Annotated in this window: 15 protein-coding genes and 3 pseudogenes; 8 read left to right on the top strand and 10 right to left on the bottom strand. The window is 72.9% G+C overall.

Translation table 11 applies throughout. The features are described 5' to 3' along the window. Positions 1-43: 43 nt before the first annotated feature. The gene (locus ACZ53K_RS23230; RefSeq protein WP_468839773.1) at positions 44-1,003 is read right to left on the bottom strand and encodes a D-2-hydroxyacid dehydrogenase family protein; all 960 of its coding nucleotides are present in this window, start codon (positions 1,001-1,003) and stop codon (positions 44-46) included. 213 nt (positions 1,004-1,216) lie between these two features. On the opposite strand from ACZ53K_RS23230, the gene ACZ53K_RS23225 reads away from it, so the two are divergent. After that, positions 1,217-1,840: an RraA family protein gene (locus tag ACZ53K_RS23225; RefSeq protein ID WP_468839770.1), complete on the top strand. Its 624-nt coding sequence runs from the start codon at positions 1,217-1,219 to the stop codon at positions 1,838-1,840. An 84-nt stretch (positions 1,841-1,924) separates the two neighbouring features. On the opposite strand, the gene ACZ53K_RS23220 is transcribed toward ACZ53K_RS23225, so the two are convergent. From ACZ53K_RS23220 to ACZ53K_RS23205, 4 genes are all read right to left on the bottom strand, one after another. Next, on the bottom strand, positions 1,925-2,890 hold the full coding sequence (locus tag ACZ53K_RS23220) for an SAM-dependent methyltransferase (protein ID WP_468839767.1): 966 nt from the start codon (positions 2,888-2,890) through the stop codon (positions 1,925-1,927). Beyond that, positions 2,887-4,131, bottom strand: a complete 1,245-nt coding sequence (locus ACZ53K_RS23215) for a cytochrome P450 (protein WP_468839764.1) — start codon at positions 4,129-4,131, stop codon at positions 2,887-2,889. Before ACZ53K_RS23215 ends, ACZ53K_RS23220 begins: the two co-directional genes overlap by 4 nt. Positions 4,132-4,235: 104 nt before the next feature. After that, on the bottom strand, positions 4,236-4,832 hold the full coding sequence (locus ACZ53K_RS23210; RefSeq protein WP_468839761.1) for an LOG family protein: 597 nt from the start codon (positions 4,830-4,832) through the stop codon (positions 4,236-4,238). Beyond that, complete coding sequence (locus ACZ53K_RS23205; protein ID WP_468839759.1) at positions 4,829-6,397, bottom strand: adenylosuccinate synthetase; 1,569 nt, start codon at positions 6,395-6,397, stop codon at positions 4,829-4,831. Before ACZ53K_RS23205 ends, ACZ53K_RS23210 begins: the two co-directional genes overlap by 4 nt. A 639-nt stretch (positions 6,398-7,036) precedes the next feature. On the opposite strand from ACZ53K_RS23205, the gene ACZ53K_RS23200 reads away from it, so the two are divergent. Next, entirely contained in the window at positions 7,037-10,381 is a 3,345-nt protein-coding gene (locus ACZ53K_RS23200) for an amino acid adenylation domain-containing protein (protein WP_468839756.1), read from the top strand. Positions 10,382-10,418: 37 nt separating this feature from the next. Continuing rightward, positions 10,419-11,264, top strand: a pseudogene (locus tag ACZ53K_RS23195) (lyase family protein); the annotation flags it as partial. Between the two features lie 166 nt (positions 11,265-11,430). On the opposite strand, the gene ACZ53K_RS23190 reads toward ACZ53K_RS23195, so the two are convergent. Next, positions 11,431-11,703, bottom strand: a complete 273-nt coding sequence (locus ACZ53K_RS23190) for an acyl carrier protein (protein ID WP_468839748.1) — start codon at positions 11,701-11,703, stop codon at positions 11,431-11,433. A 788-nt stretch (positions 11,704-12,491) separates the two neighbouring features. Between ACZ53K_RS23190 and ACZ53K_RS23185 the strand changes: the two genes are divergently transcribed. From ACZ53K_RS23185 to ACZ53K_RS23165, 5 genes and pseudogenes are all read left to right on the top strand, one after another. Beyond that, complete coding sequence (locus ACZ53K_RS23185; protein ID WP_468839746.1) at positions 12,492-16,013, top strand: ATP-binding protein; 3,522 nt, start codon at positions 12,492-12,494, stop codon at positions 16,011-16,013. A gap of 145 nt (positions 16,014-16,158) precedes the next feature. Next, positions 16,159-18,363 (top strand): hypothetical protein, encoded by a 2,205-nt coding sequence (locus tag ACZ53K_RS23180; protein WP_468839743.1) that lies wholly within the window; start codon positions 16,159-16,161, stop codon positions 18,361-18,363. 379 nt (positions 18,364-18,742) lie between these two features. Then, complete coding sequence (locus ACZ53K_RS23175; RefSeq protein WP_468839741.1) at positions 18,743-19,159, top strand: cysteine/serine endopeptidase inhibitor; 417 nt, start codon at positions 18,743-18,745, stop codon at positions 19,157-19,159. A 3-nt stretch (positions 19,160-19,162) separates the two neighbouring features. Beyond that, positions 19,163-20,404: pseudogene (locus ACZ53K_RS23170) on the top strand (alpha-amylase family glycosyl hydrolase); the annotation flags it as partial. Between the two features lie 825 nt (positions 20,405-21,229). Next, positions 21,230-22,888, top strand: a pseudogene (locus ACZ53K_RS23165) (glycosyl hydrolase); the annotation flags it as partial. Between the two features lie 131 nt (positions 22,889-23,019). Here the strand turns inward: ACZ53K_RS23165 and ACZ53K_RS23160 are convergent. The 4 genes from ACZ53K_RS23160 to sbnA form a co-directional block, all read right to left on the bottom strand. Continuing rightward, on the bottom strand, positions 23,020-23,259 hold the full coding sequence (locus ACZ53K_RS23160) for a chaplin (RefSeq protein ID WP_468839738.1): 240 nt from the start codon (positions 23,257-23,259) through the stop codon (positions 23,020-23,022). Positions 23,260-23,536: 277 nt separating this feature from the next. Continuing rightward, positions 23,537-23,713 carry a hypothetical protein gene (locus ACZ53K_RS23155; protein WP_468839735.1) on the bottom strand — a complete coding sequence of 59 codons (177 nt, stop codon included), beginning with the start codon at positions 23,711-23,713 and terminating at the stop codon, positions 23,537-23,539. Positions 23,714-23,772: 59 nt separating this feature from the next. Next, the gene (locus ACZ53K_RS23150; RefSeq protein ID WP_468839733.1) at positions 23,773-24,864 is read right to left on the bottom strand and encodes a glutamate--cysteine ligase 2; all 1,092 of its coding nucleotides are present in this window, start codon (positions 24,862-24,864) and stop codon (positions 23,773-23,775) included. A gap of 166 nt (positions 24,865-25,030) precedes the next feature. Then, positions 25,031-26,011: a 2,3-diaminopropionate biosynthesis protein SbnA gene (sbnA, locus tag ACZ53K_RS23145; RefSeq protein WP_468839731.1), complete on the bottom strand. Its 981-nt coding sequence runs from the start codon at positions 26,009-26,011 to the stop codon at positions 25,031-25,033. Positions 26,012-26,086 lie beyond the last annotated feature (75 nt).

The raw sequence follows: 26,086 nt of genomic DNA, 5'->3' as shown, positions 1-26,086 counted from the left end.
CGCTCGTCCGGCTGCGCGGTGGCAGGTCCGGCCGGGGCGTCGTTCAGCCGAGCAGGCGTACCGGTGCGCCCGCCAGGTACGCCTCGATGTCCTCGACCGCCTGGCCGTAGTACGTGCGGTAGTTGTCCCGGGAGACATAGCCGATATGGGGTGTGGCCAGCAGCCGGGGCGCCGTGCGCATCGGGTGGCCGGCGGGCAGCGGCTCGATGTCGAAGACGTCGATGCCCGCGCCGGCGATCCGGCCCTCGTGCAGCGCGGCGAGCAGGGCTTCCTGGTCGACGATGGCCGACCGGGACGTGTTGACCAGGTACGCGGTCGGCTTGAGCAGGGCCAGTTCGGGCGCGCCGAGCAGACCCCGGGTGCGGTCGCCCAGCGCCAGGTGGACCGAGACGAAGTCGCTGGTGGCGAGGAGTTCCTCCATGCTCGCCGCGAGGCCGGTGCCGATTTCGTCGGTCCGTTCCTTGGTCAGGTTCCGGCTCCAGGCCACCACGTCCATGCCGAAGGCCGCACCGATCCTGGCGACCCGGCTGCCGATCTTGCCGAGTCCGAGCAGGCCCAGGCGCCGGCCGTGCAGGTCGGCGCCGACCGTGGACTGCCACGGGCCGCCTGCGCGCAACGCGTTGCTCTCGGCCACCACACCCCGCGCCAGGCCCAGGAGCAGCGCCCAGGTCAGCTCGACGGGCGGCGTGGACGCACTCGCCGTGCCGCACACGGTCACCCCGTGCTCCGCCGCCGCGGCGAAGTCGATCACGGAGTTGCGCATCCCCGAGGCGACGAGCAGCCGGAGCCGGGGCAGCCGGGCGAACAGGGAGGCCGGGAAGGGCACCCGTTCGCGCAGGGTGACGACGATGTCGAAACCGGCCAGTGCCTCGGCCAGTTCGTCCTCGGTGGTGAAGTGCCGGGTGAAGGAGGTGACCTCCACGCGGTCCTGGACGGGGGTCCAGTCGGCGGCCGTCGTGGCGATGTCCTGGAAGTCGTCGAGCACGGCACAGCGCAGGTGCATGGCGGTCGTCTCCGTAGGTGCGGTACATGGCGGCGCCCGGCCCCCGGGAGCACACGGCACGATGATCACACTACGGTGGGCGGCGGCACCTGGGAACGGGGGGCCGATCAGTCCCGTACGACCTTGGCTGCTCGGCGTGGTCCGCTCCCGGTGCCCGGCACGGTCCGGCCCGTACCGACGGGCCCGGGCCGCGGAACCTCGCAGAAGGAGACCATGAACGACATCGCAGACTTCAGCAGCGTCCCTTCCACCACCCTCGCCGATCTCCTCGGCCGCGGGCAGGTCATGGACGCCGGTATCCGCCCTCTGTGGTCCCCGGTCCCGCGCGTCGCCGGACCGGCGTTCACCGTGCGGTGCCCTCCGGGCGACAACCTCATGCTGCACGCGGCCGTCCACCGCGCGGCGCCCGGTTCCGTCATCGTCGTCGAGTCGGGCGACCTGGACTACGCGCTGGCGGGCGGAAACGTCTGTGCGGTGGCGCAGCGCCACGGTGTCGCGGCGATCGTGGCCGACGGGCTGATCCGTGACCTCGCCGAGGTACGGGAAGCGGGCTTTCCCGTGTTCGCCCGTGGTGTCATCCCCATTCCGGGGTCCAAGGCGGCCGTCGAGCCGCTCAACGGCCCGGTGCGGTGCGGTGGCGTGACCGTGCGCGCCGGCGACATCGTGGTGGCCGACGAGGAGGGCGTGGTGGTCACTCCCGGGGACCGCCGCGAGCAGGTGCTGCGCGACGCCCGGGGGAAGCTGGCCAAGGAGGCCGCCGAGACTCTCGACGAGTGGGAGGCGGCCCACCGCGCCCGTATCGACAAGATTCTGAGCGAGCAGGGGTTCACGGGCTGATCGAAGGTGCGGTGAGCCGGGTGCCGGGGTCGGTGTGTGAGGGACCCGGGGCGCTCGGGAAGCCCCGTACCGCCCCGGCCCCCGTCAGCCGCCCGCTCCGCCCGCGGTCTCCTCCTCGCCGACACGCCGGAAGGAGAGGTGCGCCACGGAGAGCCCGCCAGCGGCGAACAGTTCGCGCTCCTGGCTCAGGTACTGGCGGGTCCGCTCGGCCACCGACGTCCCCCAGCGGGCGTCGATGGTCTCGCCGGCGGCTCGGGCGCGCGCGATCCAGACGTCGAGGGTCCGTACCCAGTCCTGGCGGTGGGTCCGTACCGACCACGGTTCCCACAGGCCGTCGGCCGCGGCCAGGACGTTCGGCAGGGCGGGCGGTGACCCGGGCGGCTCCCCCATGTCCGCCAGCTTCTGGCTGCCTGCCTGGACCTGTTCCGCGTCCATGCCCCGCGGGCCCCTGATCACCACTTCGAGAGCGAGTCCCGCGCCCGTTCTGGTCCACCGGTGCGTACGGCGGAAGAAGTCGCGCAGCGCGCGCACCTCCGCCTTCCGTCCCGGCGCCCACACACCGGCGAGGTATTCGATCATGCTGATGCTGACCACCGCGTCGAAGCGGTGGCGCGGCCGGAAATCCGCGTAGTCCAGACAGTCCACGCTGACGCGCGGGGTTCCGCGGCGCCGGATCTCACGGCAGTGCGGTGCGCTGATCTCGATCCCGTGGGCGGACCGTACGCCCTCGTGCCCGACGAGATGATCGAGCATCCCGCCGAAGCCGCACCCGATGTCCAGGACGTCCATTCCGGGCCGTACCCCGGCCAGTTGGGCGATCGTGCGGAGTTTGCGCCCCTGGGCGCGCTCCAAGTCGTCGTGTTCCGCCGCGGGACGGTCCGCGCCGCCGGGCGCGGTGTCCGTGCCGTTCTCCTCGGGGTCCTCCCACAGCGCACAGCTGATCGTGGGCCTGCTGTCGGTCCAGGCCCGGAAGTACTCGGCGTCCACCGGGGCGGCGCCTTCGCCTCCGGGGCTCTCGTGCCCGGATGCCGCGGGCTGCGGGGATGTCATCGTCCGCCCCTCCCTTCGTTGCCGGACACGGGCCCGGCGGGCTCGTCCTCGACCGTCCAGCGGACCGGCACCGCAACCGGCAGCGTGACGGCGTAGTAGCGGTGCCATTCGATCGCGTCGGCGGGCACGGCCAGGCGCAGATCGGCGGTCCGTCCCAGCAGCACGCGCAGCGTCTCGGCGGCCTGCATCCGGGCGACCGGCCCGCCCGGACAGCGGTGCCGGCCGTCGCTGAACCGCAGGTGCGGGCCGGGCGGCCGGTCGATGTCCAGACGGTCCGGATCGGGGAAGACCCGCGGGTCCTGGTTGGCCGCGTCGGTGGAGACCAGGACCAGGTCGCCCTCCCGGACGAGGACGCCGTCCAGCAGCACGTCCTCACGGGCGATGCGGGGCAGCGCGTCCCCCAGGAAGACCGTCCAGCGCAGCAGTTCGTCGACCGCCTGCGGCAGCAGCGCCGGGTCCGCCCGCAGCCGGTCCATCACCTCCGGGTGGCGCATCAGCCCCACGCTCGCCGCGCCGAGGAAGGTGGCCGGGTTGCCGAACTGGGAGATGAGGAGGAAGACGAAGAGGTCGGCGACCTCGTCGTCGCTCAGTACGCCGGACGCGTCGCTGAGCGCGATCAGCCGCCCCAGCAGGCCCTTGCCGCTCGCCCGCAGCCCGGGGAGCTGCTCCAGCATCCATGCGAGGACCAGCAGCCAGCTCTCCGGCACCGCGAGCTGGCTCTCCGGCCCGGTACGGAAGGTCATGAAGATCGTGGCGTTGTCCGGGCAGCCCTCCGGGTCCAGCCCGAGCAGCTCCATGGTGAGCGCGCGGGAGAGCGGCATGATGAACCCCTCGACCAGGTCGCCCGGCTGCTCCCCGGCCAGAAAGGTCCCGAGCAGACCGGCGGCCAGCTCCTGTACGCGGACCGGCGTCAGGAACCGCTGGTGCGGGCCCACGCCCCGGAAGAGTTCCTGGAGGAGTCCCGCGTTCTCGCAGTGGGTGCGGATGTCGGTGACCGTCAGCGGCGGGATGAGGGGGTCCTGCCGGGGCGTCCAGGGGTCGGAGGTCAGGGTGAGGCTGAAGCGGCGGTCCCGGAGCACCGACCGTACTTGCTCATGGCTGCTGACCAGCCAGGCGTCGGTGCCGGTGTTGGTGCGTACGCGCCGGATCGGGCGGTACGCCACCGACTCGGCGAGTTCGGGTGCGAGCTGATCGCCCCGGAAGGAGAAGGGGTAGCGGGCGGGTCTTCCGTCGTCCGGCATGGGTGCTGCTCCTTGTCTCGGCCCGGCGGGTGTGGGGAGGCGGGGTGGCGCCCGGGAAGGCAGGGCGGGGCCCGGGCCCTGCGGAAGGGGGGAACGTCGGCGCGTCAGGTCTGGGCGGGGCCGATCGCGGGGGCCTCCGCGGCCGGGTCCGGCGGCAGGGCGGCCAGCCGCAGCGCGTCGTCCACGGACTTGGCGTGCTGGACGAGCTGCCGGTCGGCGTCGGAGACGAACCCTTCGTCACGGGCGTGGTCCAGCATCCGGCTGAGGGGGGTGAAGAAGCCGCCGCCGTCCAGCAGCACGATGCGCTTGTGGTGCAGCCGCAACTGGGCCCACGCGGTGATCTCGAAGAGCTCCTCCAGCGTGCCGTAGCCGCCGGGGAGGGCGAGGAAGGCGTCGCTCAAGGAGTGCATCAGGGCTTTGCGTTCGTGCATCGAGTCGACGATCCGCAGCTCGGTCAGGTCCCGCCGCCCGTACTCCCGGTCCATCAGGGCCTGCGGAATCACCCCCGTGATGCTGCCGCCCTCGGCCAGGACCGCGTCGGACAGCGCGCCCATCACGCCGACGCCGCCCGCACCGTAGACGACGCGGACACCGCGCCGGGCACACGCCTGCCCCAGCCGTGCGGCGAGCCGGCCATGGGCGGGCCGCACGCCCGCGCCGGCGCCGCAGAACACGCACAGGCTCTTCAGTTCCGGTGTCATGCGATCGTCCTCTTCTCTCCTCCGGTGCGGACCGCCCGCAGCAGCCCCGCCGCCGCGGGCGGGGGCAGCAGACCGGCCAGGCGTGCGGCGGGGTCGACGAGCAGGTCCCCGTCGGCCGGGCCGGTGCCGGCCGCGGCCACTTCGATGCCCAGGAAGTCGGCGATGTAGCGCAGGAAGGCGAGGGCTTCGGGCGGGAGCCGGTCGTAGCGGGTCAGACCGCGGGTGCGGGTGCGCCAGCCGGGCAGCCAGCAGTACAGCGGGCGGCACCGTTCCAGGTACGCGCGGTCCGGTACGAACTCGCCGTACTCCCCGTTCGGCAGGAGGTAGCCCACGCACACGCCGATACGGTCGAAACCGTCCAGGATGTCGAGCTTGGTCACCACCACGCTCGTGTAGCGATTGAAGCCGGCCGCCCAGCGCGCGTGGGCGAGATCCAGCCAGCCGCACCGCCGGGAACGGCCGGTGGTGGTGCCGAACTCCTCCCCGGTACGGCGCAGCCGGTCGCCGAGTTCGCCGGCGTCCTCCGTGACGAAGGGCCCGTTGCCGACCATGGTCTGATACGCCTTCAGCACGCCCACCCGGTGGCCGACCAGCGAACCGTCCAGGCCGGTGCCGCTGGTGACGGAGTAGAAGGCGGTGGGCGAGGTCGTCACGTACGGGTACGTGCCGTGCTCCACGTCGAGCACCGGCCCCTGGGCGCCCTCCAGCAGGACCGAGTAGCCGCCGTCGACCGCGGCGTCGAGCAGCGTGACCGTGTCCGTCGCCAGGGACAGCAGCAGGTCGCGGTGCGGCTCCAGCCAGGCCAGGTCGGCGTCGACGTGGCCGGACGGCAGACCGAAGAAACGTACATTCTGCTCGATCCTGCGCCGCAGCAGATCCGGGTCCCGCAGGTCGCGCACCCGGATGCCGATCCGGTTGGCCTTGCTGACATTGGCCGGGCCGATGCCGCGCCGGGTGGTGCCGATCACGTCCGAGCAGCGTCCGCCGCCGCTCTCCTGGCGGCCGTCGACGAGCCGGTGCAGCGGCAGGACGAGGTGCGCGCGGTCGCTGACCACCAGCCGTCGGCGCAACTCCGGTACGTGCGGGGCGAACGAAGCGATCTCGTCGGCCAGGGTCTGCGGGTTGACCAGGACGCCGTTGCCGATGACGCCGAGCACGCCGGGGTGGCGCAGGCCGGAGGGCAGCAGGTGGTTCTTGAAGGTCCGTACCTCGTCCGCCGTGCTCTTGAAGACCGTGGTGTGCCCGGCGTTGTCACCGCCCTGTACACGGACGGCCAGCTGGTGGGCGGGCGCCAGCCGGTCCGTCATGGCGCCCTTGCCACCGTCGCCCTGCTGCAGGTCTCCCACCCAGGTGATGTGCTGCCGGTGCGGAGGCGGGCCCGCCGTCCGCGTCAGCGGGGCCAGCAGCGCGCCGCGCCGCGCCTGCCGCGAAGCGAAGAGGGCGGGCCACTGGGCCCGCGGGTCACGGGACGGCGCGCGCTCGTCGGCGTCGTCCGGCGGCCGGGAAGGGCGGCCGACCGGCGTCGGGCCGGGGCAGGGTGCTGCCGTCGACTCCTCATCAGGCATACGGGGCCTCCACGGGGTGGTACGAGGACGGGGGTGCGCGAGGGTTCGGCGGGGCGGGGCCGGGCCGGTGCCGGGGCGCTTCGGAGCGGGGAGAGGGGCCGGGGCCGGTACTTGTGGGTGCCGATGCCGGCATGGGCGTAACGTGCGCTACCTGCGGTGACCGGCCGACGGCACATGCCGGTCGGGCAGCGGCGGGTGCGGCGCTGGTCGGCTGCCGGCGTTCCGCCGCCGGTCCGCCTCCCGCACATGGACACGTTCGCCACCATTCCTGCGCATCCAGGGCTGCCCGCAAACCCGTGTCCGGGCCACGCCACCTCCCGCGGCGGGGCGCACGGCGGCGCGGCCGGTGGTACACCGCTCATGATGGGCTCGCGTTTGCTCACCGAAACGTTCCGCATCATCCGCAGGAGTGAACAGCGACGGCGGATTGCTGGGTAACCCGCTAGTACACCCGCTTTCCCCGGGTGGCACGGGGCTCGGCGACGGGGGCGCACGACACGGGACCGGGCCGGCCGCGCCTCGGCGGCTGCCCGCCGGCGCACCGGCCCGGACGCTTCCTCCCGGGCCGGCGCCCGCCCCCCGCATTCCCCGCCCGCGTTCCTCTTCCGTTCCTCCCGTACACGATGGGGTTGATCAGGCATGTCCCTCGCGGAACCGTCCGGCCGGCCGGGCCGGCCCGCGCCGTGGAACGACACGGCGACGCCGTACCCGCGCGACCGCTGCCTGCACGAGCTGTTCGAGGAGCGGGCGCTCGCCGCGCCCGGGGCGCCCGCCGTCCGGCACGGCGCCCGCACTCTGACCTACGGCGACCTGAGCAGGCACTCCGACGCCCTCGCCCGGCGGCTGCTGGCCGCCGGTGTCCGCCCCGGCAGCGCCGTGGGCGTGCTGGGCGGCCGGTGCCCCGAGGCGCTGGTGGCGTTCCTGGCCGCCGTCAAGTGCGGCGCGGCGTACGTGCCGTTGGACGACACGTATCCGCCCGCGCGGTTGCGCGCCATGGCCGAGGAGGCCGAGGTACGGGTCGCCGTCGCCCTGCCGGGCAGCACGAGCCGGGTGCGCAGGCTGCGTGCCCGTATCGAGGGCGATCTCACCCCGGAGGCTCCGGGTGCGGACGACCCGGCCGGGCCTTTCGCGCCGCCGGGCGTCGCCGTCACCCCGGAGGACTGCGCCTATGTCATGTTCACCTCCGGCTCGACCGGCCGTCCGAAGCCGGTGGCGGTCCCGCACCGCGGCGTCGTGCGCCTGGCCGCCTCCGGCTCCTGGCTGTCCCCGCCCCGGGCCGGGGAGCGGGTGCTGCACGCGTACAGCTGCTCCTCCGACGCCTCGACGATCGAGATCTGGACGGCGCTGCTGTCCGGGGCCTGTCTCGTCGTCGCGGAACGCGAGCAGTTGCTGTCCCTGGACGCGCTGGAGCGGCTGCTGCGCGAGGCGGACGTGGCGGTGGCCTTCCTGACCGCGGGGGTACTGCACCACGTGGCCCGGAACCGGCCGGAGGCGCTGCGCGGCCTGCGGTTCGTCTCGGCGGGCGGTGAGGCGCTCGATCCCCGGCTGTGCCGCCGCGTGCTCACCGCCTGCCCGGGGATCACCCTCGTCAACTTCTACGGTCCCACCGAGAACAGCGTCGTCTCCAGCGCGTACGTCGTCCGGGACCTGCCCGCCGACGCGGCCACCGTGCCCATCGGGCGGCCCTTTCCCAACTCGACCTGTTACGTGCTCCGCGACGACGGCACGCCCGTGGGGCCGGGGGAGGAAGGCGAGCTGCTGGTCGGGGGCGACGGCATCGCCCTCGGGTACCTCAACGACCCGGCGCTGACCGCCGAACGCTTCCCCGACGATCCTTTCGACCCCCGGCCCGGCGGGCGCCTGTACCGGACGGGCGACCTCGCCCGGTGGCGGCCGGACGGCACGCTGGAGTACCGGGGCCGCCGCGACCGGCAGGTCAAACTGCGCGGCTTCCGCGTGGAGCTGGACGAGATCGAGACCCGGCTGCGCGCGCACGAGGCCGTCGCCGAAGCCGTCGTGGAGCTCGACGGGGAGGGGGCGCACGCCCAGCCGGTGGCCTTCGTGACACCGGCGCGCCCCGGCGAACGGGTGCCGGTCGAGCAGGTGCGCGCGTACGTGGCGTCCTGGCTGCCCGCGCCCGCCGTACCGGCACGTATCCACGTCCTGGACCGCTTCCCCGTCACCGGCGCGGGCAAGGTCGACCGGCGTGTCCTGGTCGCGCGGACGGTGGTGCCCGCCGCCCGCGACGAGGCCCGCCCGCACGACGCGGTACGCCCCGGACCCGGCCGGGAGGGCTTCGGCCCGTACCCGGCCGAGCGCGCCGGGCAAACGGATGCGACCGGGAACGGCGACGCGAACGCAAACGGGAAACACCCCTCGCACGAGGCGGATACGGAGGCGGCCGGGAGCGGCGTGACCGAGGACGGCTCCGGACTCCAGAGCGTGCCCGGGGGCGGCCCCGGGCTCCTGAACGCGACCGAACACGGCCCCGAACTCCTGAGCCTGCTCGCCGCCGTCTGGGAACACATCCTGCGCGTCCGCCCCACGCCCGCCGACAGCTTCTTCGACCTCGGCGGTGACTCTCTGCTCATCGCCGAAGTGACCACCAGGACGATGACCGCGCTGCGCATGGACGCGGCACACGGCACCTTCCTGGTGCGCAGCCTGCTGCGGGCGCCGACGCTCGGCGCGTACGCGGCGGCGGTGGACCGCGCGCTGCGGGCGGGCCGCGCCGGGTGCCGGGCCGGTCCGGCGCCCGCCTCGGAGGCGGACTTTCTGCACGAGGCGCGCCTCGGACTGCGGCTGCCGCCGGTGTGCGGCCCCCTCCCCCGCTGGCGCGACCCGGCGCGTGTCCTGGTCACCGGAGCCACCGGCTTCGTGGGCGCCTTCCTGCTGGACCGGCTCGCCCGCGTCACCCGCGCCGAACTGCTGTGCCCCGTACGGGCGCGGGACGCGGCGCACGCGCGGCGCCGGGTGTGCTCCAACGCCGCGCGGTACGGCCTGCACACCGCCTCGTACGAACAGCGTCTGATCTGCTTCCCGGCCGATCTGGCCGCCCCGCGCCTGGGCCTGACCGAGGAGCGGTTCGGGCAACTGGGCGAGACCGCCGACCTGATCCTGCACGCCGGGGCGCACGTCAACTTCCTCTACCCGTATGCCGCGCTGCGGCCGGCCAACGTCCACGGCACCAGGGAACTGGTGCGGCTGGCCGCCGTGCGCCGCGTCCCCCTGCACTTCCTGTCCACCATCGCGGTCCTGGCGGGCTTCGGTACCGCCGGAGTGCGGCAGGTGGCCGAGGACACGCCGCTGGCCCACGCCGACCATCTGACCATGGGTTACGCGGAGAGCAAGTGGGTGGCCGAGCGGATGCTCCGGGAGGCGGCCGGGGCGGGACTGCCGGTGGCGGTGCACCGGCCGTACGAGGTCACCGGCGAGCAGCACACCGGCATCTGCAACACCGAGACGGCCATCAGCTCCCTGTTCCGCGTCATCGCGGAGACGGGGGTGGCGCCCGATGTGCCGCTGCCGCTGGACTTCGTACCGGTCGACCACCTGGCCGCCGCCGTGGTGCACCTGGCGACCCATGAGCCGGCCGACGGCCGTACGTACCACCTCACCAATCCGCGGCCGGCCCGCCTCGCCGACATGCTGGCCCGTATGCGGGCGGCGGGTTACGAGATCGGTGAACTCCCTTACGACGCATGGGTAGCGGAACTGGTCCGGCATGTGGCGCGCCATCCCGGCAGTCCCACGACCCCGTTCGTCTCGCTCTGCGTGGACCGCAGCAACAAGTCCGACATCAGCGTGAAGGAGATGTACCTCGATGACGTCTTCCCGCGGCTCGGACGCGCCAACACCGAGCGGGGCCTCCGGGACAGCGGACTGCGCTGCCCGCCCACCGACGCCGCTCTCCTCGACCGTTACCTCGCCTTCTTCCGTTCCAGCGGCTTCCTGCCGCCGCCGCTCCCCCGCGACGGCACCTGAGCCGCCCGGCGCCCGCCACGGTCTCCCGCACGACGTCCTGGCCCGCGACGTGGCCTCCCCGGCGCTGGTGGACCTCTGGTCGCCGGAGCGCAAGGTGGTGCTGGAGCGGCACTTGTGGCTGGCCGTGCTGCGCGCGCAGGCGGCCGAGGGCGTGCCGGTGCCGTCTGCCGCCACGGCCGCGTACGAGCGGGTGGTGGACCAGGTGGACCTGGCCTCCATCACGGAGCGGGAGCGCCGGACGCGGCACGACCTCAAGGCCCGTATCGAGGAGTTCAACGCGCTCGCCGGCCACCAGCACATCCACAAGGGCCTGACATCCTGCGACATCACCGACAATGTCACGCAGGTGCGGGTACGGCTGTCGCTGGAGCATCTGTACGGCCGGGCCGGGGCCGTCGCGGAACTGCTGCACCGGCGAGACCGCGCCGCCCCGGTCGCGCACGAACTCGGTACGGCCGTCCTGCGGCTGCGGGCGCTGGCCACCGGCTATCCGCTGCGGGGCATCAAGGGCCCGGTCGGCACCGCCCAGGACATGCTCGACCTGCTCGGCGGCGACCGGGCGGCACTGGCCCGCGTCGAACGGCGCGTCGCGCACCACCTCGGTTTCGCCCGGGTCGTCGGCTGTACCGGTCAGGTGTACCCACGCTCCCTCGATTACGAGGTGCTGACGGCCCTGCCCGCCCTCGCCACGGCGGCGGCCCGGGGCGGCGACCGGCGCGTGCCGCCGTGGGACCGCGTCCACGAACTGGCCGTACTGCTGCGCGGGTACATCGTCATGGCCGCGGAGGTGACCGGCGAGCAGTGGCACGAGGGCGACGTGTCCTGCTCGGTCGTACGGCGGGTCGCGCTGCCCGGGGCGTTCTTCACCGCCGACGGGGTGCTGTCCGTACTCGAAGGGTGGTGCCGCGAGGGTACGGGCGCGGCGAAGGACACCGATCACCGCGGGACCCAGTCGGTCCACTCGAACCACTCGGATCACCGAACCCGCTCGCCCCACTGAACCCACTGGACCCGCCAGGAGCGCACTGCGCCGACCGGCATCCGGCGTTTCAGAGTCCGTCGGCGCCGACCCAGGTGCGATTTTCGGCCACGCCTGCGACGAAGGTGTCGAGCTCCGCGAGCGAGACGAAGTCGTTGGCGAGGAGGTCGTCATCCGTGATCCGCACCGCGAACTCCCCCTCCAGGAACGACATGAGCTGGATGTAACCGAACGAGTCGATGACGCCCGCCTCGAAAAGGTCGGTCTCGGCCGCCACCTCGCCACCGAATTCGACGAGGAAGCGCTCTTCGATGAACTGCTGGATCTTCTGCGTTCTGTCCATTCTCAACTCCTGTTTCCGTGGGGGGGAAAGCGGGACGACGGCGGCCCGGAACGCGGCGCGAAGGAGGCCGCGGATGCCGTCCGGGCTGCTGCGGCGCCGGGGCCGGCGGCAGGCCGGCCGGGCCGCGCGACCGTGTACGTTCGAAGGCGAACAACGCGTTGCCGGTGCAAAGCGCGGGCTGGGTGGAGTGTGTCTGTGACCGCAGTCCGCCAGGCCGTCACGGCAGGGCGGGACGAGGTCGTACGGCAGGAGGGCGCAGGCGCATGGGGTCGGACCGGGATGCCCTTTCGCGGACATCCGCACCCGTACCGCGGGACTGCGCCCCGTGACCGGGGAAGGGAGTCACGAGGCGCACGGCGCCTCTCAGGCGGTCGCGGGCCGGCGGCGGACCGGCGGGCCGGTGTGGTCCGCGCCGCGGTGTGCCGGGCGGTGGTTGTCGGGTCCTTCTGTGTGCATGGCGTCCCTGTTCGCGAGGTGGTCACCGGTTCGGTGCGACGCACCCGCCCGGGTCCGGCGACGGGGTTCGGCCCGGCCGGTGGGCGGCTGGCGGCCATCGTGCGTCAGCCCCCTTGCGGGCCCCTGGTCCAGACGCTGTTAAACGCTTGCGGACACCCTGCGGCGGCTTTCCGCTTCCTTGTCGTTCGCCTTGCCGATCACTTGCCGATGGCTGGTTGCCGATCTTTTGAACGTCTCGCCACATATGCCATGATCACTTTCCGGATGGACCCGGTTACAGCCCGGCACGCCCCCCTCGCACCACCGCCGGCGTGAGAACGATTGGGACCGACATGACACCCGACACCCCGCCCCCCACCCCCCTCCCGGAACACGCCGATCCGGCCGGGACCGCCGGGCCCCGTCCCGGCACCCCCGAGCCCGTACTGCGCGTCCTCGGCCCGATGTCGGCGCAGCTCGACGGCGCGGACCTGCCCCTCGGCCCGCCACGCCGCCGAGCCCTGCTGGCGCTGCTCCTCATACGCCTGGGCAGAGTCGTGCCCACCGAACTGCTCATCGAGGAGCTCTGGTGCGAGGGACCGCCGCGGCACCCCGTCGCCACCCTCCAGAGCCACCTCTCCCACCTGCGCCGGGTGCTCGCCCCGGCGGCGGGCCAGGGCCCCTCGTCCGTCCTGCGCTACCAGGCACCCGGGTATGTGCTGCAACTCGCCCCGGAGCAGGTGGACGTGTTCCGCTTCGAGCGGATGGTCACCGACGGGCGCCAGCTCCTGGACCAGCGGGACGCGCCCGGCGCCCGCGACCTGCTCACCGAGGCCTTGGAGCTGTGGCGCGGCACGCCCTACACGGAGTTCGGCGCCGAGCCGCCCCTCTCCGACGAGACCGCCCGCCTGGAGCAGGTCCGGCTCAGCGCGCTGGAGTCCTGCGCGGAAGCCCGGCTCACACTCGGGGAGGCCGAGGAGGTGGCGGCCGACCTGGGCCTGGAGGTGCGCCGCCATCCGACCCGGGAACGCCTCGTCGGCCATCTGATGACGGCGCTGTCCCGCCTGGGGAGGCAGGCCGAGGCGCTGGAGGTGTACGAGCGGACGCGCAGTCACCTGCTGGAGGAGTTCGGCGTGGACACCGCCGCCGAACTCCAGCGGGTGCACACCGCCATCCTCCGTCAGGAGCTGGACGACGGCGGCCCCGCGCCCCGCCCCACGCCCGCTGCCACGCCACCCGCCGTCGACTCGCCCGGCTCGCCCGGCCCCTTCGACTCGCTCCGACCGGACGCCCTCCCGGCACAGCGCCCCGCGCCGGACCCAACCACACGTCCGGAGGACTCCGCGGCGGCGCAGGCCCCTGCCACGAGAGCGCACCGGCCCGCCCAGGGCTCCGATACGAGAAGACCGGACCGGACTACGGCAGTGGCAGGGCCGGCCAGAGGCGCGCGGGCGGCAAGTCCGCAGCGGGCGACCGGCATCGGCCGGACGTCAGCCGCCACGGCACCTGCCCCGGCACCCGTCCCGGAAGGCCCCTCGGGCCCCGAAGGGGCAGCGGCCCCCTGGCCGTTCACCGGGCGGGACCAAGAATTGCACCGCCTGGTCACCACATCGGCCGGCGCGGCCACCGGCCAGGGGCACGTGGCCTGCGTACTGGGCGCCGCCGGAGTCGGCAAAACTCGTTTGCTGATGGAACTCGCCCCGGCGCTGGAGGCCTCCGGCGACGCGCTCGACGTGGTGTGGAGCCACTGCTTCCCGGGCGAGGGCGTACCGCCGTACTGGCTGTGGTCACAGGTGCTGCGTCACCTGTCGGCCACCCGGCCGGACGCCTTCCTCGCCGCGACCGCGCCCTTCGACGCACTGCTCGCGCCGGTGATGCCCGAGCGGTCGGCCGGCCCCGGCGGGCAGGCCCCCGAGGACGACTGGGCCCAGGCGCGGTTCCTGACCCACGACGCGGTCTGCGAGGTGCTGCTCACACTGGCCGCCGAACGCCCGCTGGTCCTGCTCCTGGAGGACCTGCACTGGGCGGACGCCGCCTCCCTCGACCTGCTGCGGCTGCTCGGCACCCGCCGTCAGGGGCACCCGATCAGCATCGTGCTGACCGCCCGGGACTTCGAGGCCGACTCCGACGCCACGATCCGCCGGATGCTGGCGGACATCCTCCGCGGCCCCAGGACCGAGACGCTGCGGCTCGGCGGGCTGCCCCGCAGTGCCGTCGCGGCCCTGGTGGAGGCACAGGCCGGGCGCGGGGTGGGCGCGGACGTCGTCGAGGTGCTGCACGAGCGCAGCAAGGGCAACCCGTACTTCGTCATGCAGCTGCTGTCACTGCTCGGCGACGTGCGACGGCTGCACGACACGGACGCCACCGACGTCCTGCTGGCACAGGTGCCGACCGGGGTGCGCGAGGCGCTGCGCCAGCGGTTCGCCGCCCTGCCGGAGCCGGCTCTGCGGGTGCTGCGGCTGTGTGCCGTCATCGGCACCGAGGTCGACACGGACCTGCTGCACCGCACCGCCACCGAGGACGAACCGGTCGCCCCCGCCCTGGAGGCGGCGATCCGGGCGGGCCTGCTCGGCGAGGACCCGCACCACCCCGGGCGGCTGCACTTCGTGCACGCGCTGGTCCGCGAGACGCTCGTCGACGTGCTCGCGCGCGACGAACGCCACCGGCTGCACGCCCGGGTGGCCGAGTCGCTGTCCGGGCGCTGCGGCGGGCAGTCCGGGGACGACGAGTGCGAACGCCTCGCCCACCACACCTGGCACGCACAGCACGCGTTGCCCGCCCGGCAGGCCCTCCCCCGGTTGCTGCGCGCCGCCGAGCAGGCCGAACAGCATCTGGCGTACGAGAAGGTCGAGACGTGGCTGCGCCGGGCCGTGCACCTGGCCGGTCTGCTGCCCCGTGACGACGCGTCGGCCCGTGCGCTGGAGCAGCGTCTGTACATCCAGCTCGGGCAGCTGCTGGCCACGGTCCGCGGTTACGGGGACGCCGAGGCGGAGGCGGCGCTCAGCCGGGGCCGCGCCCTCGGGTCGGTCACCCGCGCGCCGGAGGACCCTTCGGTGCTGTGGGCGCTGTGCTCGGCGTTCCTGGTCACCGGCCGTTACGACGAGTCCCGGCAGTTCTCCCGGCTGCTGCGGGACATCGGCAACCGTACGCGCCATCCCGTGGCCCTGCTCGGCGCGGCGTACGGCAAGGGCGTCGCGCTGCACGTGCGGGGCCGGCTGGCGGAGGCGCTCGCGGAGCTGGAGCGCAGCGTCGGACTGGCGGATCGTTTCGCCCGCGAGGGCCGCACCCTGGCCCGTACCTTCCAGCACGACCCGCGCGTCTCCTGCCGCTCCTACGACACCTTCACCCACTGGATCCTGGGCGACCGCGGCACGGCCGCCTCCCGCCGCTGCCAGCTGCAGAGCCTGACGGCGTACGAGAGCAGGCCCTCCGACCGGTCCTTCGCCCTGTACGTGAACGCGGTCATCGCCGCCTGGGAAGGCGACCCCGACACCGTGCACGCCTCCGCCGCCGAAGGCGCGCGGGTGGCGGAGGAACACGGGCTCCTGTACTGGAAGGCGATGCTGCGCCTGACCGAGGGCTGGGCCCTGACCCACCTGGGCCGCGACGAAGCGGGCCTCGACCTGATGCATGCCTCCCTCGCCGAACTCCGCCCCTCCCGCTCCCATCTGCGGCTCCCCCTCCACCTCGGCCTGCTGGCCCAGGCCCAGCACCACGCCGGCCGCCGCGACGACGCCACGGCCACCCTCCGCAAGATGCTCGCCGTCATCGAACACCGCCGCGAGCACGTCTACCTCAGCCCCGCCCTGCCCACCACCACCCTCCTGCACGACCTCATCGGCCCGCACGTGACGGACACCGTCCTCGGTCACTGAGAGCCTGCCTGTGGCGCGCCGGACTCCCCCGGCCGAGGCGCGTGCCGGGCCGGCACGTGGGGCGGGCGCTGCCGGGCGGCCGCCTCGACACGGCTCCGGCGGCTGGGAGAATGCAGGCACCGCGCGCGCTTGTCAGGGGGATGAGGTGCTCGCAGCGAAGATCCTGGCACGGGCAGGGACGGGGCATCACCTGCCGCGTGGCTGGCTCGTGTACGCCACGGCGGTGCTGTGCGGGGCGGCCGCCGCCGGCCTGGCGAGCATCTGGCTCCCGAACACCTTCGCGGCGAGCATCGGGGTCGCGGTGGTGGCGGTCTCGGGGCGGATGGCCGACCAGATGCTCCCCGAAATCCTCCGCACCGCGGCCCTCCGCGCGTCCTGGCCGGACCACCTGCTGGGCGTACGCAACCAGCGCCTGCCCCGCGTCGCGGACATCACCGACCCGACAGCCGTGGGAGTGCACCCGGCGGGCCCCGCCTCCCGTGACGGCACCGGCCCCGGCGCCCAGCCGGGCTACATCGAGCGGGACACCGACCGGGACCTACGGGACCTCGTGTCCCGCGGCGGATTCCTGCTGCTCATCGGCGAGTCCACGGCCGGCAAGACCCGCTCCGCCTACGAAGCCGTACGCGCCGTCCTGCCCGACCACGCCCTCGTCCGGCCGCTCTCGCGGGCCGCCGTCCCGTGCGCGCTCCAGGCCGCGCGGACACGGAAGCGGTGTGTGGTCTGGCTCGACGACCTGGAGAACTACCTCGGCCCGGACGGGCTCACCGAGGCGGACGTACGCCGGATCACCGGGGTGCCCGGACGTTCCACCGTGCTGGTCGCCACCATGCGCACGGAGGAACACCGGCGGTACGACACCAGGGAGGGCAGCCGGCTGACGGGCGCCGACCGCGACCTGTGGCGCGCCGAGCGGTCGGTGGTCCACCTGGCCGTACCGCTGCGTATCGAACGGCGGTGGTCGCCGGGCGAATGCGCGCGGGGGCGGGAGTTCGCCGCGGACCCCCGGATAGCGGGCGCGCTCACCTCGTGCGACCGGTTCGGTGTGGCGGAGACCCTGGCCGCCGGTCCCGAACTGCTCGACGCCTGGCGGGACGCCTGGTCCCGTGGCGCCAACCCCCGGGGCGCCGCCCTGGTGGCGGCGGCCGTCGACTGCCGGGCGGCCGGAGTGCGCAGACCTGTCCCACTCGCCTGGCTGACCGCCCTGCACCAGCCCTACCTGGACGCCCGCGGCGGAGCCCGTCTGCAACCGGAGACCGTGGACGCCGCGCTGGCCTGGGCGTGCCAGCCGACCCACGCCACGAGCAGCCTGCTCATCGACGAGGCGCCACTGGGTTACAGCGTCTTCGATTACCTCCTCGACGCGCCCCGCCAGGAACCCGTGCCGGATCACGTGTGGCGGTTCGTCATTCCCCGCGCCGCTCCCGACGAGGCGTACGCCCTCGGGCTCACGGCGCACCGCGCCTCCCGTTTCGCCCGCGCCGAGGAGGCGCTGCGCCGGGCCATGGCGCAGGCCGTGCCCGGTGCGGACTTCGCGCTCGCGGTGACCCTCGGCGACTCGGGGCGGCAGGACGCGGCGGTACGGTCGCTGCGCCGCATCCTCGCCCAGCGGGAGCACGCGTCCGGCGTGAGCGCGTCCGACGTGTTCGCGGTGCGGCACCAGATCGCCTACTTCACCGGGGAGAGCGGCGACCAGGCCGCGGCGGCGCACCAGTTCGCGCGACTGGCCCGGGACGCGGACGCCGTCCTCGGCCCCCGCCACGCCGACACCCTGTCCGCCCGGCGCCAGCACGCGCACTTCACCGGCGAGGCCGGGGCGCCCGCCGAAGCCGTACGCCTGCTGCGGCCGCTGCTGGCCGACCACGCGCGGCTCCTGGGGGACGATCATCCGCACACGCTGGCCACGCGGCGCAGCATCGCGTGGTTCACCGGCCTCGCGGGCGCGGTGCCGGCCGCGTCGGCGCAGCTCGGCGCGTTGTTGCGGGACGCCTCGGCGGCGCTGGGGCCGGACGAGCCGCACGTCCTGGCGATCCGCGGCGCGCTGGCCCACTTCACCGGTCGTTCCGGTCGGCCCGAGGAGGCCGCGTGCCAACTCGCCTCCCTGCGCGACGACCGGGAACGCCTGCTGGGCGCGCTCCACCCGCACACCCTGGTGACCCGGCAGCAGCTCGCGCTCTTCACCGCACAGGCGGGACGCCGGGCCGAAGCCGTCGGCCAACTGGAGGGACTGGTTTCCGACATGTCCGGGGTTTTCGACCCGTGCCACACCCACCGCCGGTCCGCTGAAAGCGCCTTGCGACGCCTGCGGGACGGCGGACCGGTCTGGCCGCGCGGTGGCGGCTGGGCGTAGGGGGCTGCCGGGGCTTCCGGCGTTCGACTGTCAGTCATCGGCTGTCATCTGTCAGCTGTCGCCTCCCAGTCGGCTCCGCAGTGGAAGCAGGCCGTCCGTTCCGGGCCAACACGCCGTACATATCCGCGACTTCCAGACATCTGTCCCCATTGGGGGTTGTGAGGCACCCGGGAACCATGACACTCATGTGCACGGGAGTGCTTCGTGGGCTGCCGCACCGGAGTCCGCGCGCCGGTGCACCGCGCGCGCCCGGCGACGCCAACGCGCCGCCGACTCCACGACGTTGCGCAACGCCGGACGCACCGCCGCGCCCGGCAACGGCAGCTGCCCGAGAAAGCCCCCGGAACACACCCGGACGAACTCGGATGAGGAGAACACCATGCACTTGTCCAGACGCTGGAAGACGACGGTCTGCGGCATGGCCGCCGTCACCGGTCTCGCCCTCGGCACGGGAACGGCCCAGGCCGTGCCGATCGGCCAGACCATGACCGGCAAGATGACCTACTACAACGACAAGGGCTACGGCGCCTGCGGCACGTACATCGACGCCACCTCCCAGGACCTGGTCGCCGTCTCCGCCTCCTGGTGGACGTCGCCCAACCCGAACAACGACCCGCTCTGTTCCGGCGTCAAGGTGCAGGTCTCGTACAACGGCAGGACGATCACCGTGCCGGTCAAGGACAAGTGCCCCTCCTGCGCCCCGGGCCACATCGACCTCAGCCAGGCCGCCTTCCGCAAGCTGGTGCCCGCGGGCACCGACATGGTGCCGAGCGTCACCTGGAAGTTCGTCCGCTGAACCGGCCGCGGCCGGCCGTCCCGAGCTGACGGCGCCGACCGGAGCGGAGCGGGCCCGACGGCCACCGGCGCGTCCGTCGTCGGGCCCGCGGCAGGTTCTGCCGACAACGCAAACGGCGGCGTGCCCTGGTCGCGTACCGAGGACGGCCAGTGGTACCTCCACCTGTTCAGCTCCGAGCAGCCGGATCTCGACTGGAGCCACCCGACGGTACGCCAGGAGCACGAGGGCGTGCTGCGCTTCTGGTTCGAGCGCGGCGCCGCGGGCGTACGCATCGACTCCGCCGCACTGCTCGCCAAGGCCGACGGGCTGCCCGACATGCCCCGCGACGGCGGCCCGCACCCCTTCCACGACCGGCCGGAGCTGCACGGCATCTACCGCTCCTGGCGGCGGCTGGCAGAGGAGTACGGAGCCGTGCTGATCGGCGAGATCTGGCTGCCGGACACCGAGCGCTTCGCCCGCTACCTGCGCCCCGACGAGCTGCACACCGCCTTCAACTTCGACTTCCTGACCCGCCCCTGGGACGCGGCCGAGCTGCGCGCGTCCATCGACCTCACGCTGGCCGCGCACGCGCCCGTCGGCGCCCCCGCCACGTGGGTGCTGGCCAACCACGACGTGACCCGTACGGTCACCCGCTACGGGCGGGCCGAGGACACCGGCTTCGCCTTCGAGCGCAAGCGCTTCGGGGTCCCCACCGACCTCGCCCTGGGCACCCGCAGGGCGCGCGCCGCCGCGCTGCTCACCCTGGCTCTGCCCGGCTCCGTCTACCTCTACCAGGGCGAGGAACTGGGTCTGCCGGAGGCGGAGATCCCGCGTGCGCAGATCCAGGACCCGATGCACGCCCGTTCCGGCGGCGTGGCCCCCGGCCGGGACGGCTGCCGGGTGCCGCTGCCCTGGAGGGCAGACGGCGACGGCCCGGCCTGGCTGCCGCGCCCGGCGGACTGGACGCACTACGCCGTCGAACGGCAGGCCGGCGACCCGGAATCGATGCTCGCGCTCTACCGGACCGCGCTGCGCCTGCGCCGCACCTTCCGGGACGCGGGCCCGCTGCGCTGGCTGACCACGGACGCGCCGCACGTGCTGGCCTTCGCGCGGACCGTGCCGGGCGGCGGCACCGTCCTGTGCGTAGTCAACTTCGGCACACCGGCCGTGAAACTCCCCGAGCACTCCGACTTCCTGCTGGCCAGCGGCCCCTTGTCCCCAGGGGGCGCGCTGCCGCAGGACACGGCGGTCTGGCTGCGGGCCTGACCCGGACCCGGCCGCCACCCTCTCCCCACAGAAGGGAACGTCATGGGCACCACATCCATCACCGCGATGCGCGAGCCACAGCGCACCCCATCACGCGCAAGAGCCTGGCGCCCAGCGCTGGCCGTCGTACTCAGCACCGGATTACTGCTCTCCAGCTGGCAGGCAGCCTCCGCCATGCCCCTGCCGGACAGCAGACCGAACACCGGGGCGACCGGCGCAAGCACCACAACCGACCGCGGCAGCACCACAACCGACCTCGGAGCGACCCGCCGCCTGGACCGGATCGAGTTCAAGCTCCCCGGCGCGGCGCGGCAGGTCCAGCTCCAGGGCTCCGCCAACGGCCGCGACTTCGTCGAACTGTCCGACACCCGGGTCCGCAAGGGCAAGGTCACACTGCCGCTGGGCGGTACCCCGCTGCGCTACGTCCGTGTCGTCGGCGCACACCGGGTCGATGACCTCGCCGTCCACAGCGCGACGTCGGGCGACACCACTCCCCCGCCGACCCCGGACGGCATCCGGCTGGACGGCGCGACACTGAGCTGGGACCGCGTACCCGGCGCGTCCGGATACGACGTTTACGCCGACGGCCGACTGCGCGCAGGACTGCCCGCAACAGCTACGCGCTGGAAGGACACCACGGCGCCCGGCGGCACGCAGCAGCACACCGGCTACACCGTGCGGGCCCGGGACGCGGCGGGCAACCAGTCCCCGGACAGCCGTACGGCCACCCGTACCGTCGCAGCAGGCAAGGGCTCCACACGCGCCGCCTTCACACCACCAAGCACAAAACCCCACCCCCAGCCCCAGCACACCAAAGCCACAGCCGGCGCCACCATGCCCTACACCACCGTCGAAGCCGAGTCCGGCACCACCGGCGGCGGCGCGCAGGTGGTCGGCCCCAACCGCAAGATCGGCGACCCGGCGGGCGAGGCATCCGGACGCAAGGCCGTGACGCTCAAGCAGACCGGCCAGTACGTCGAGTTCACCACCCCGGTCGCGACCAATACCCTGGTCACCCGCTTCTCCATCCCGGACGCACCGGGCGGCGGTGGAACCTCCGCGAAACTGAACGTCTACGTCAACGGCCAGAAGACCAGGCCCCTCGACCTGACCTCCAAGTACGCCTGGCTGTACGGACCCGAGGCGGCCCCGGTCAACGACCCGGGCGCCGGCCCCGCCCGGCACATCTACGACGAGGCACACCTCGACCTCGGCCGCACCGTGCCGGCGGGCAGCAAGATCCGGCTCCAGAAGGACGCCGACAACACCTCCTCGTACGCCATCGACTTCGCCGACTTCGAAAAGGTCTCCGCAACACCGAACCCGGACCCCCAGGCGTTCGTCCAACCCGCCGGCTTCGGTCACCAGGACGTGCAGAACGCGCTGGACAGGGCCCGGATGGACACCACCGGCAAGATCAAGGGCGTCTATCTGCCGCCGGGCGACTACCAGACGTCCAGCAAGTTCCAGGTCTACCTCAAGCCGGTGAAGGTGATCGGCGCCGGCCCGTGGTTCACCCGTTTCCACGCCCCGGCCGGCCAGCAGAACACCGACGTGGGATTCCGCGCCGCCGACGGCGCCGACGGCTCGACGTTCGCCGGCTTCGCGTACTTCGGCAACTACACCTCGCGCATCGACGGGCCCGGCAAGGTCTTCGACTTCCGGAACATCTCCGGCATCACCATCGACACCATCTGGGCCGAACACATGGTCTGCCTCTACTGGGGCGCCAACACGGACCGGATGACACTCAGGAACAACCGCATCCGCGACACCTTCGCCGACGGCCTGAACATGACCAACGGCTCCACCGACAACCTGGTGACCAACAACGAGGCCCGGTCCACCGGTGACGACTCCTTCGCCCTGTTCTCCGCGCTCGACTCGGGCGGCGGCGAGCAGACCGGCAACGTCTACGAGAACCTCACCTCCAAACTCACCTGGCGCGCCGCGGGCCTGGCGGTCTACGGCGGCCAGCTCAACACCTTCCGCAACATCCGCGTCACCGACACCCTGGTCTACTCCGGCGTGACCCTCTCCTCCCTCGACTTCAACCTTCCGATGAACGGCTTCGGCCCCGGCCGCACCACGCTCGAAAACCTCAGCATCGAACGCGCGGGCGGCCACTTCTGGAACGGCCAGACCTTCCCCGGCATCTGGCTCTACTCGGCATCGAAGCCCTTCCGGGCGATCCGGGTGAACGGCGCCCGGATCACCGACCCGACGTACCACGGAATCATGTTCCAGACGAACTACGTCGGCCAGCAGCCGCAGCACCCGATCGAGGACACGGAGCTGAACGACGTGACCGTCTCCGGCGCGAAGAAGAGCGGCGATGAGTACGACCACCGTTCCGGCTTCGGCATCTGGGCCAACGAACAGGGCCCGGCCGTGGGCCGGGCGACATTCCACAACCTGACCCTGCGCGACAACGCGGAGAACATCCGCAACACCACGTCCACGTTCAGAATCAGCGTGAACTGACGCGCCCCGCCGGGTGCCGGGCCGCCGCGCATCGGCGGAACGCAAAGAGTGCGGGGCGGCCTTACAGCCGCCCCGCACCGGGCATCGAACGCCGGACCGCCCGAAGGTGGCGACGCGTCAAACGGTCAACGTCAGTCGTTGACGCAGGTGTTGCCGAAGGTCGGGTTGAGCAGCCCGACGACGTTGATGCTGTTGCCGCAGACGTTGACCGGCACGTGGACCGGGACCTGCACGATGTTGCCGGACACGACGCCCGGCGAGTTCAGCGCGGCGCCCTGGGCTCCGGAGTCGGCAGTCGCGAGGCTCGCGCCGCCCAGGAGGACGGCGCAGGTTCCCGCGGCGGCGACGGCAGTCTTGATAACACGCGACATGGAAAGTTGCTCCTCGTACCTTGAGAAAAAGGGGACAGGCGGCCTGGCGGAGGGCACCCGGTGCCCGCCGCCACGGCTGGTGGGCCGCCGACTCCAATCAACCCGATGCGGCGTCGTTTGTCGCGAAGAACGGAAGGTGTTCACTCTATTTAGGGTGAATCGAATCAGCGTATTAATTCCTTGTGCCAGGAGCCCGTCGGGTTTCGGGTAGCCTTTCGCAGGGCCGGTCCCGGATGGGGTCGGGCAGCTGTACGGGCCGGGCCCCGGCACATCCCGCTCACTTTCCCGGTGGCGGCAGCACGATGGGATTCTCGCCGTCGACTATCTGCCGCGCCCGGTGGGTGATGTGCTCCTTGTATTCGGGGCGGGTCAGGACGTGGAAACGTTCCTCGCGAATGGCGCGTACCGCCTCGGCCATGCCGCGGCCGATGCCGCTGGCGGCGCCGGTGATCACGGCGGTCCTGCTCCTCAGCTCGTCCGTGTCGCCTCCGATGCGCGCCGCGCCCTGCCGTGTCAGTCGAGTGTGCGGCGTACGCACTCGGTGACCACGCCCCGCAGGCTGCCGGTGCCGCGCAGCAGCTCCCGCTGCACGCGGGCGCCGTTGCCGGTCTTCAGCAGGGTGGCCAGCGCCTCCTGGGCGTGCATGAGGTCGCCGCTGTCCTCCAGGGCGTCGCGTACGTGGTCGAACAGGGCCCGTACGACGGCCTCGGCCGGTGACGGGTGCATCGTGACGGGGTGGATCAGCTCGCCTTCCAGACCCGACCGGGCGGCCCGCCAAGCCGCCAGGCGCAGCATCGCGACGGTGTGGTGCGTGGGCGGGACGCCGTCGTGCCACTGGCGTACCGACGTCTCCACCAGGCCACGGGTCAAGGTGGCCAGCAGCACGGTGGTCGACGGGTCCAGGCACACGTCGGCGACGCGGGTTTCCACGGTGGGGTACGAGCGGGACAGGCGCGCGTCGAAGTAGACCATGCCCTCGTCCTTCAGTACGCCGCTGGCCGTCATGTCGCGTACCTGCTCGTGGTACCGGTCGGCCGAGCCGAACACCTCGACCGGGCCGGCCGAGGGCCACCGCCCCCAGACCCGGTTGCGGTAGCTGCCGTACCCGCTGTCCTCGCCCTGCCAGAACGGCGAGTTCGCGCTCATCGCCAGCAGGACGGACAACCAGGGCCGCATCCGGTCCAGTACGGCCACGCCTTCTTCGTCGGAGTCCACGGAGACGTGTATGTGGCAGCCGCATGTCAGCTGTTCCTGCGCGGTGAGCCCGAAGTGTTCCGCGAGCCACTGGTGGCGCTCGCCGCTGCCTATGGTCGGGTTCACCTCCAGCGGTGAGGTGGCCAGGGCGGCCACCGACGCCCGGACGCCTTCGGCGTGGCGCGCGGCCTCCGCCCGCCAGCGCCGGATCTCCTTGGCCAGGTCGCCCATGTCGGTCTGCGGCCGGGTGGCGAATTCCAGCTGCTGCCGGTGCAGCTCGCTTTCGAAGACCTCCTCGTTGCCCAGCGGGTCACGCGAGGCCGCCGCGAGGACCGCCGCCGACAGGGCGCGTGGCTCCCCGGTCCGCGCGTCCACCAGCAGCAGTTCCTCCTCCACACCCACACTGCGCACGTCGTCCACCCTTTCTCCGCCTCCGGGGTTCCGCTCGCGTACCCCGGCCCCGGCCGCTCACGCCCCGTGACGTTCCCGGCGCCGGTGATGCGGCCGGGTCGCGGTGGCGGTCAGCCTACGGCCGGGGCCCTCGGTGACGGTGCATGCGGACGACGGCGTACGCGGGTCACGCCGAACGGGCGCCCGTCAGCCCGTCGGCGGTCAGCAGGTCCTCTCCGTAGAGGTCCCGCAGCCAGTTGGTCCGGTAGACCGTGTCGAGGTAGCGCTCGCCCAGGTCGGGGGCGATGGCGACGGCGGTGAGGCGGTGCGGCTGCCGGGCGAGCCAGCCGGTGGCGCCGCTGACGACGGTGCCGGTGGAGCCGCCGAAGAGGAAGCCGCGGCCGGCCAGGCGGTGGCAGGCTCGGATGGTGTCCCGCTCCTCCACCCGGATGACCTCGTCGACGTAGGACGCGTCGAGCAGGTGCGGCGGGACGCTGGTGCCCAGGCCGGGGATCATCCGGCGGCCCGGTGCGCCCCCGAAGGACACCGAGCCGACGCTGTCCACCGCGATGACGCGCACCGGGCGGTGCCAGGTGCGGAAGTAGCGGGCGCAGCCCATGAGGGTGCCGGTGGTGCCGGCGCCGACGAACAGGACGTCCAGGTGCGGGAACTGGCGGGCGATGGCCGGTGCCGTCCTGCGGTAGTGGGCTTTCCAGTTGTCGGGGTTGGTGAACTGGTTGAGCCAGACGTAGCGGTCGTCGGAGGCGGTCAGGTTGCGTACGTAGGCGATGCGCGCGCCGAGGAATCCCTCGCCGGCGTCGGGTTCGGTGATGACGTGGACCCGGCTGCCCAGCGCCTCCATCATCCGGCGGGCCGACAGGTTGCAGCGGGCGTCCGTCACGCACAGGAATCCGTAGCCCTTGCTCGCCACGATGATGCTCAGCGCGACGCCCAGGTTTCCGGACGAGGACTCGACCAGGGTGGCTCCCGGTGTGAGCACTCCGTCGCGTTCCGCGGCCGCGACCATCTCCGTCGCGGCCTTCAGTTTGATCGATCCGGCGAAGTTGAAGCCCTCGCACTTCAGGTAGAGCGGCTGCCCGAACGTCGCCCGCAGGTCGACGTAGAGGTCCTCCTCGTTGAAGTCCAGCGGCAAGGATATGACTGGCACTTTTCCCCCCTCGTTCCGCAGTGCACACAGTCGTTCATCCGGGCCGGCGCGGCCGGTTCCTCTGTACCGGCGCCG

The sequence above is a fragment of the Streptomyces sp. NPDC033221 genome (assembly GCF_055577005.1).
This window is presented reverse-complemented; position numbering and strand designations above follow the sequence as displayed.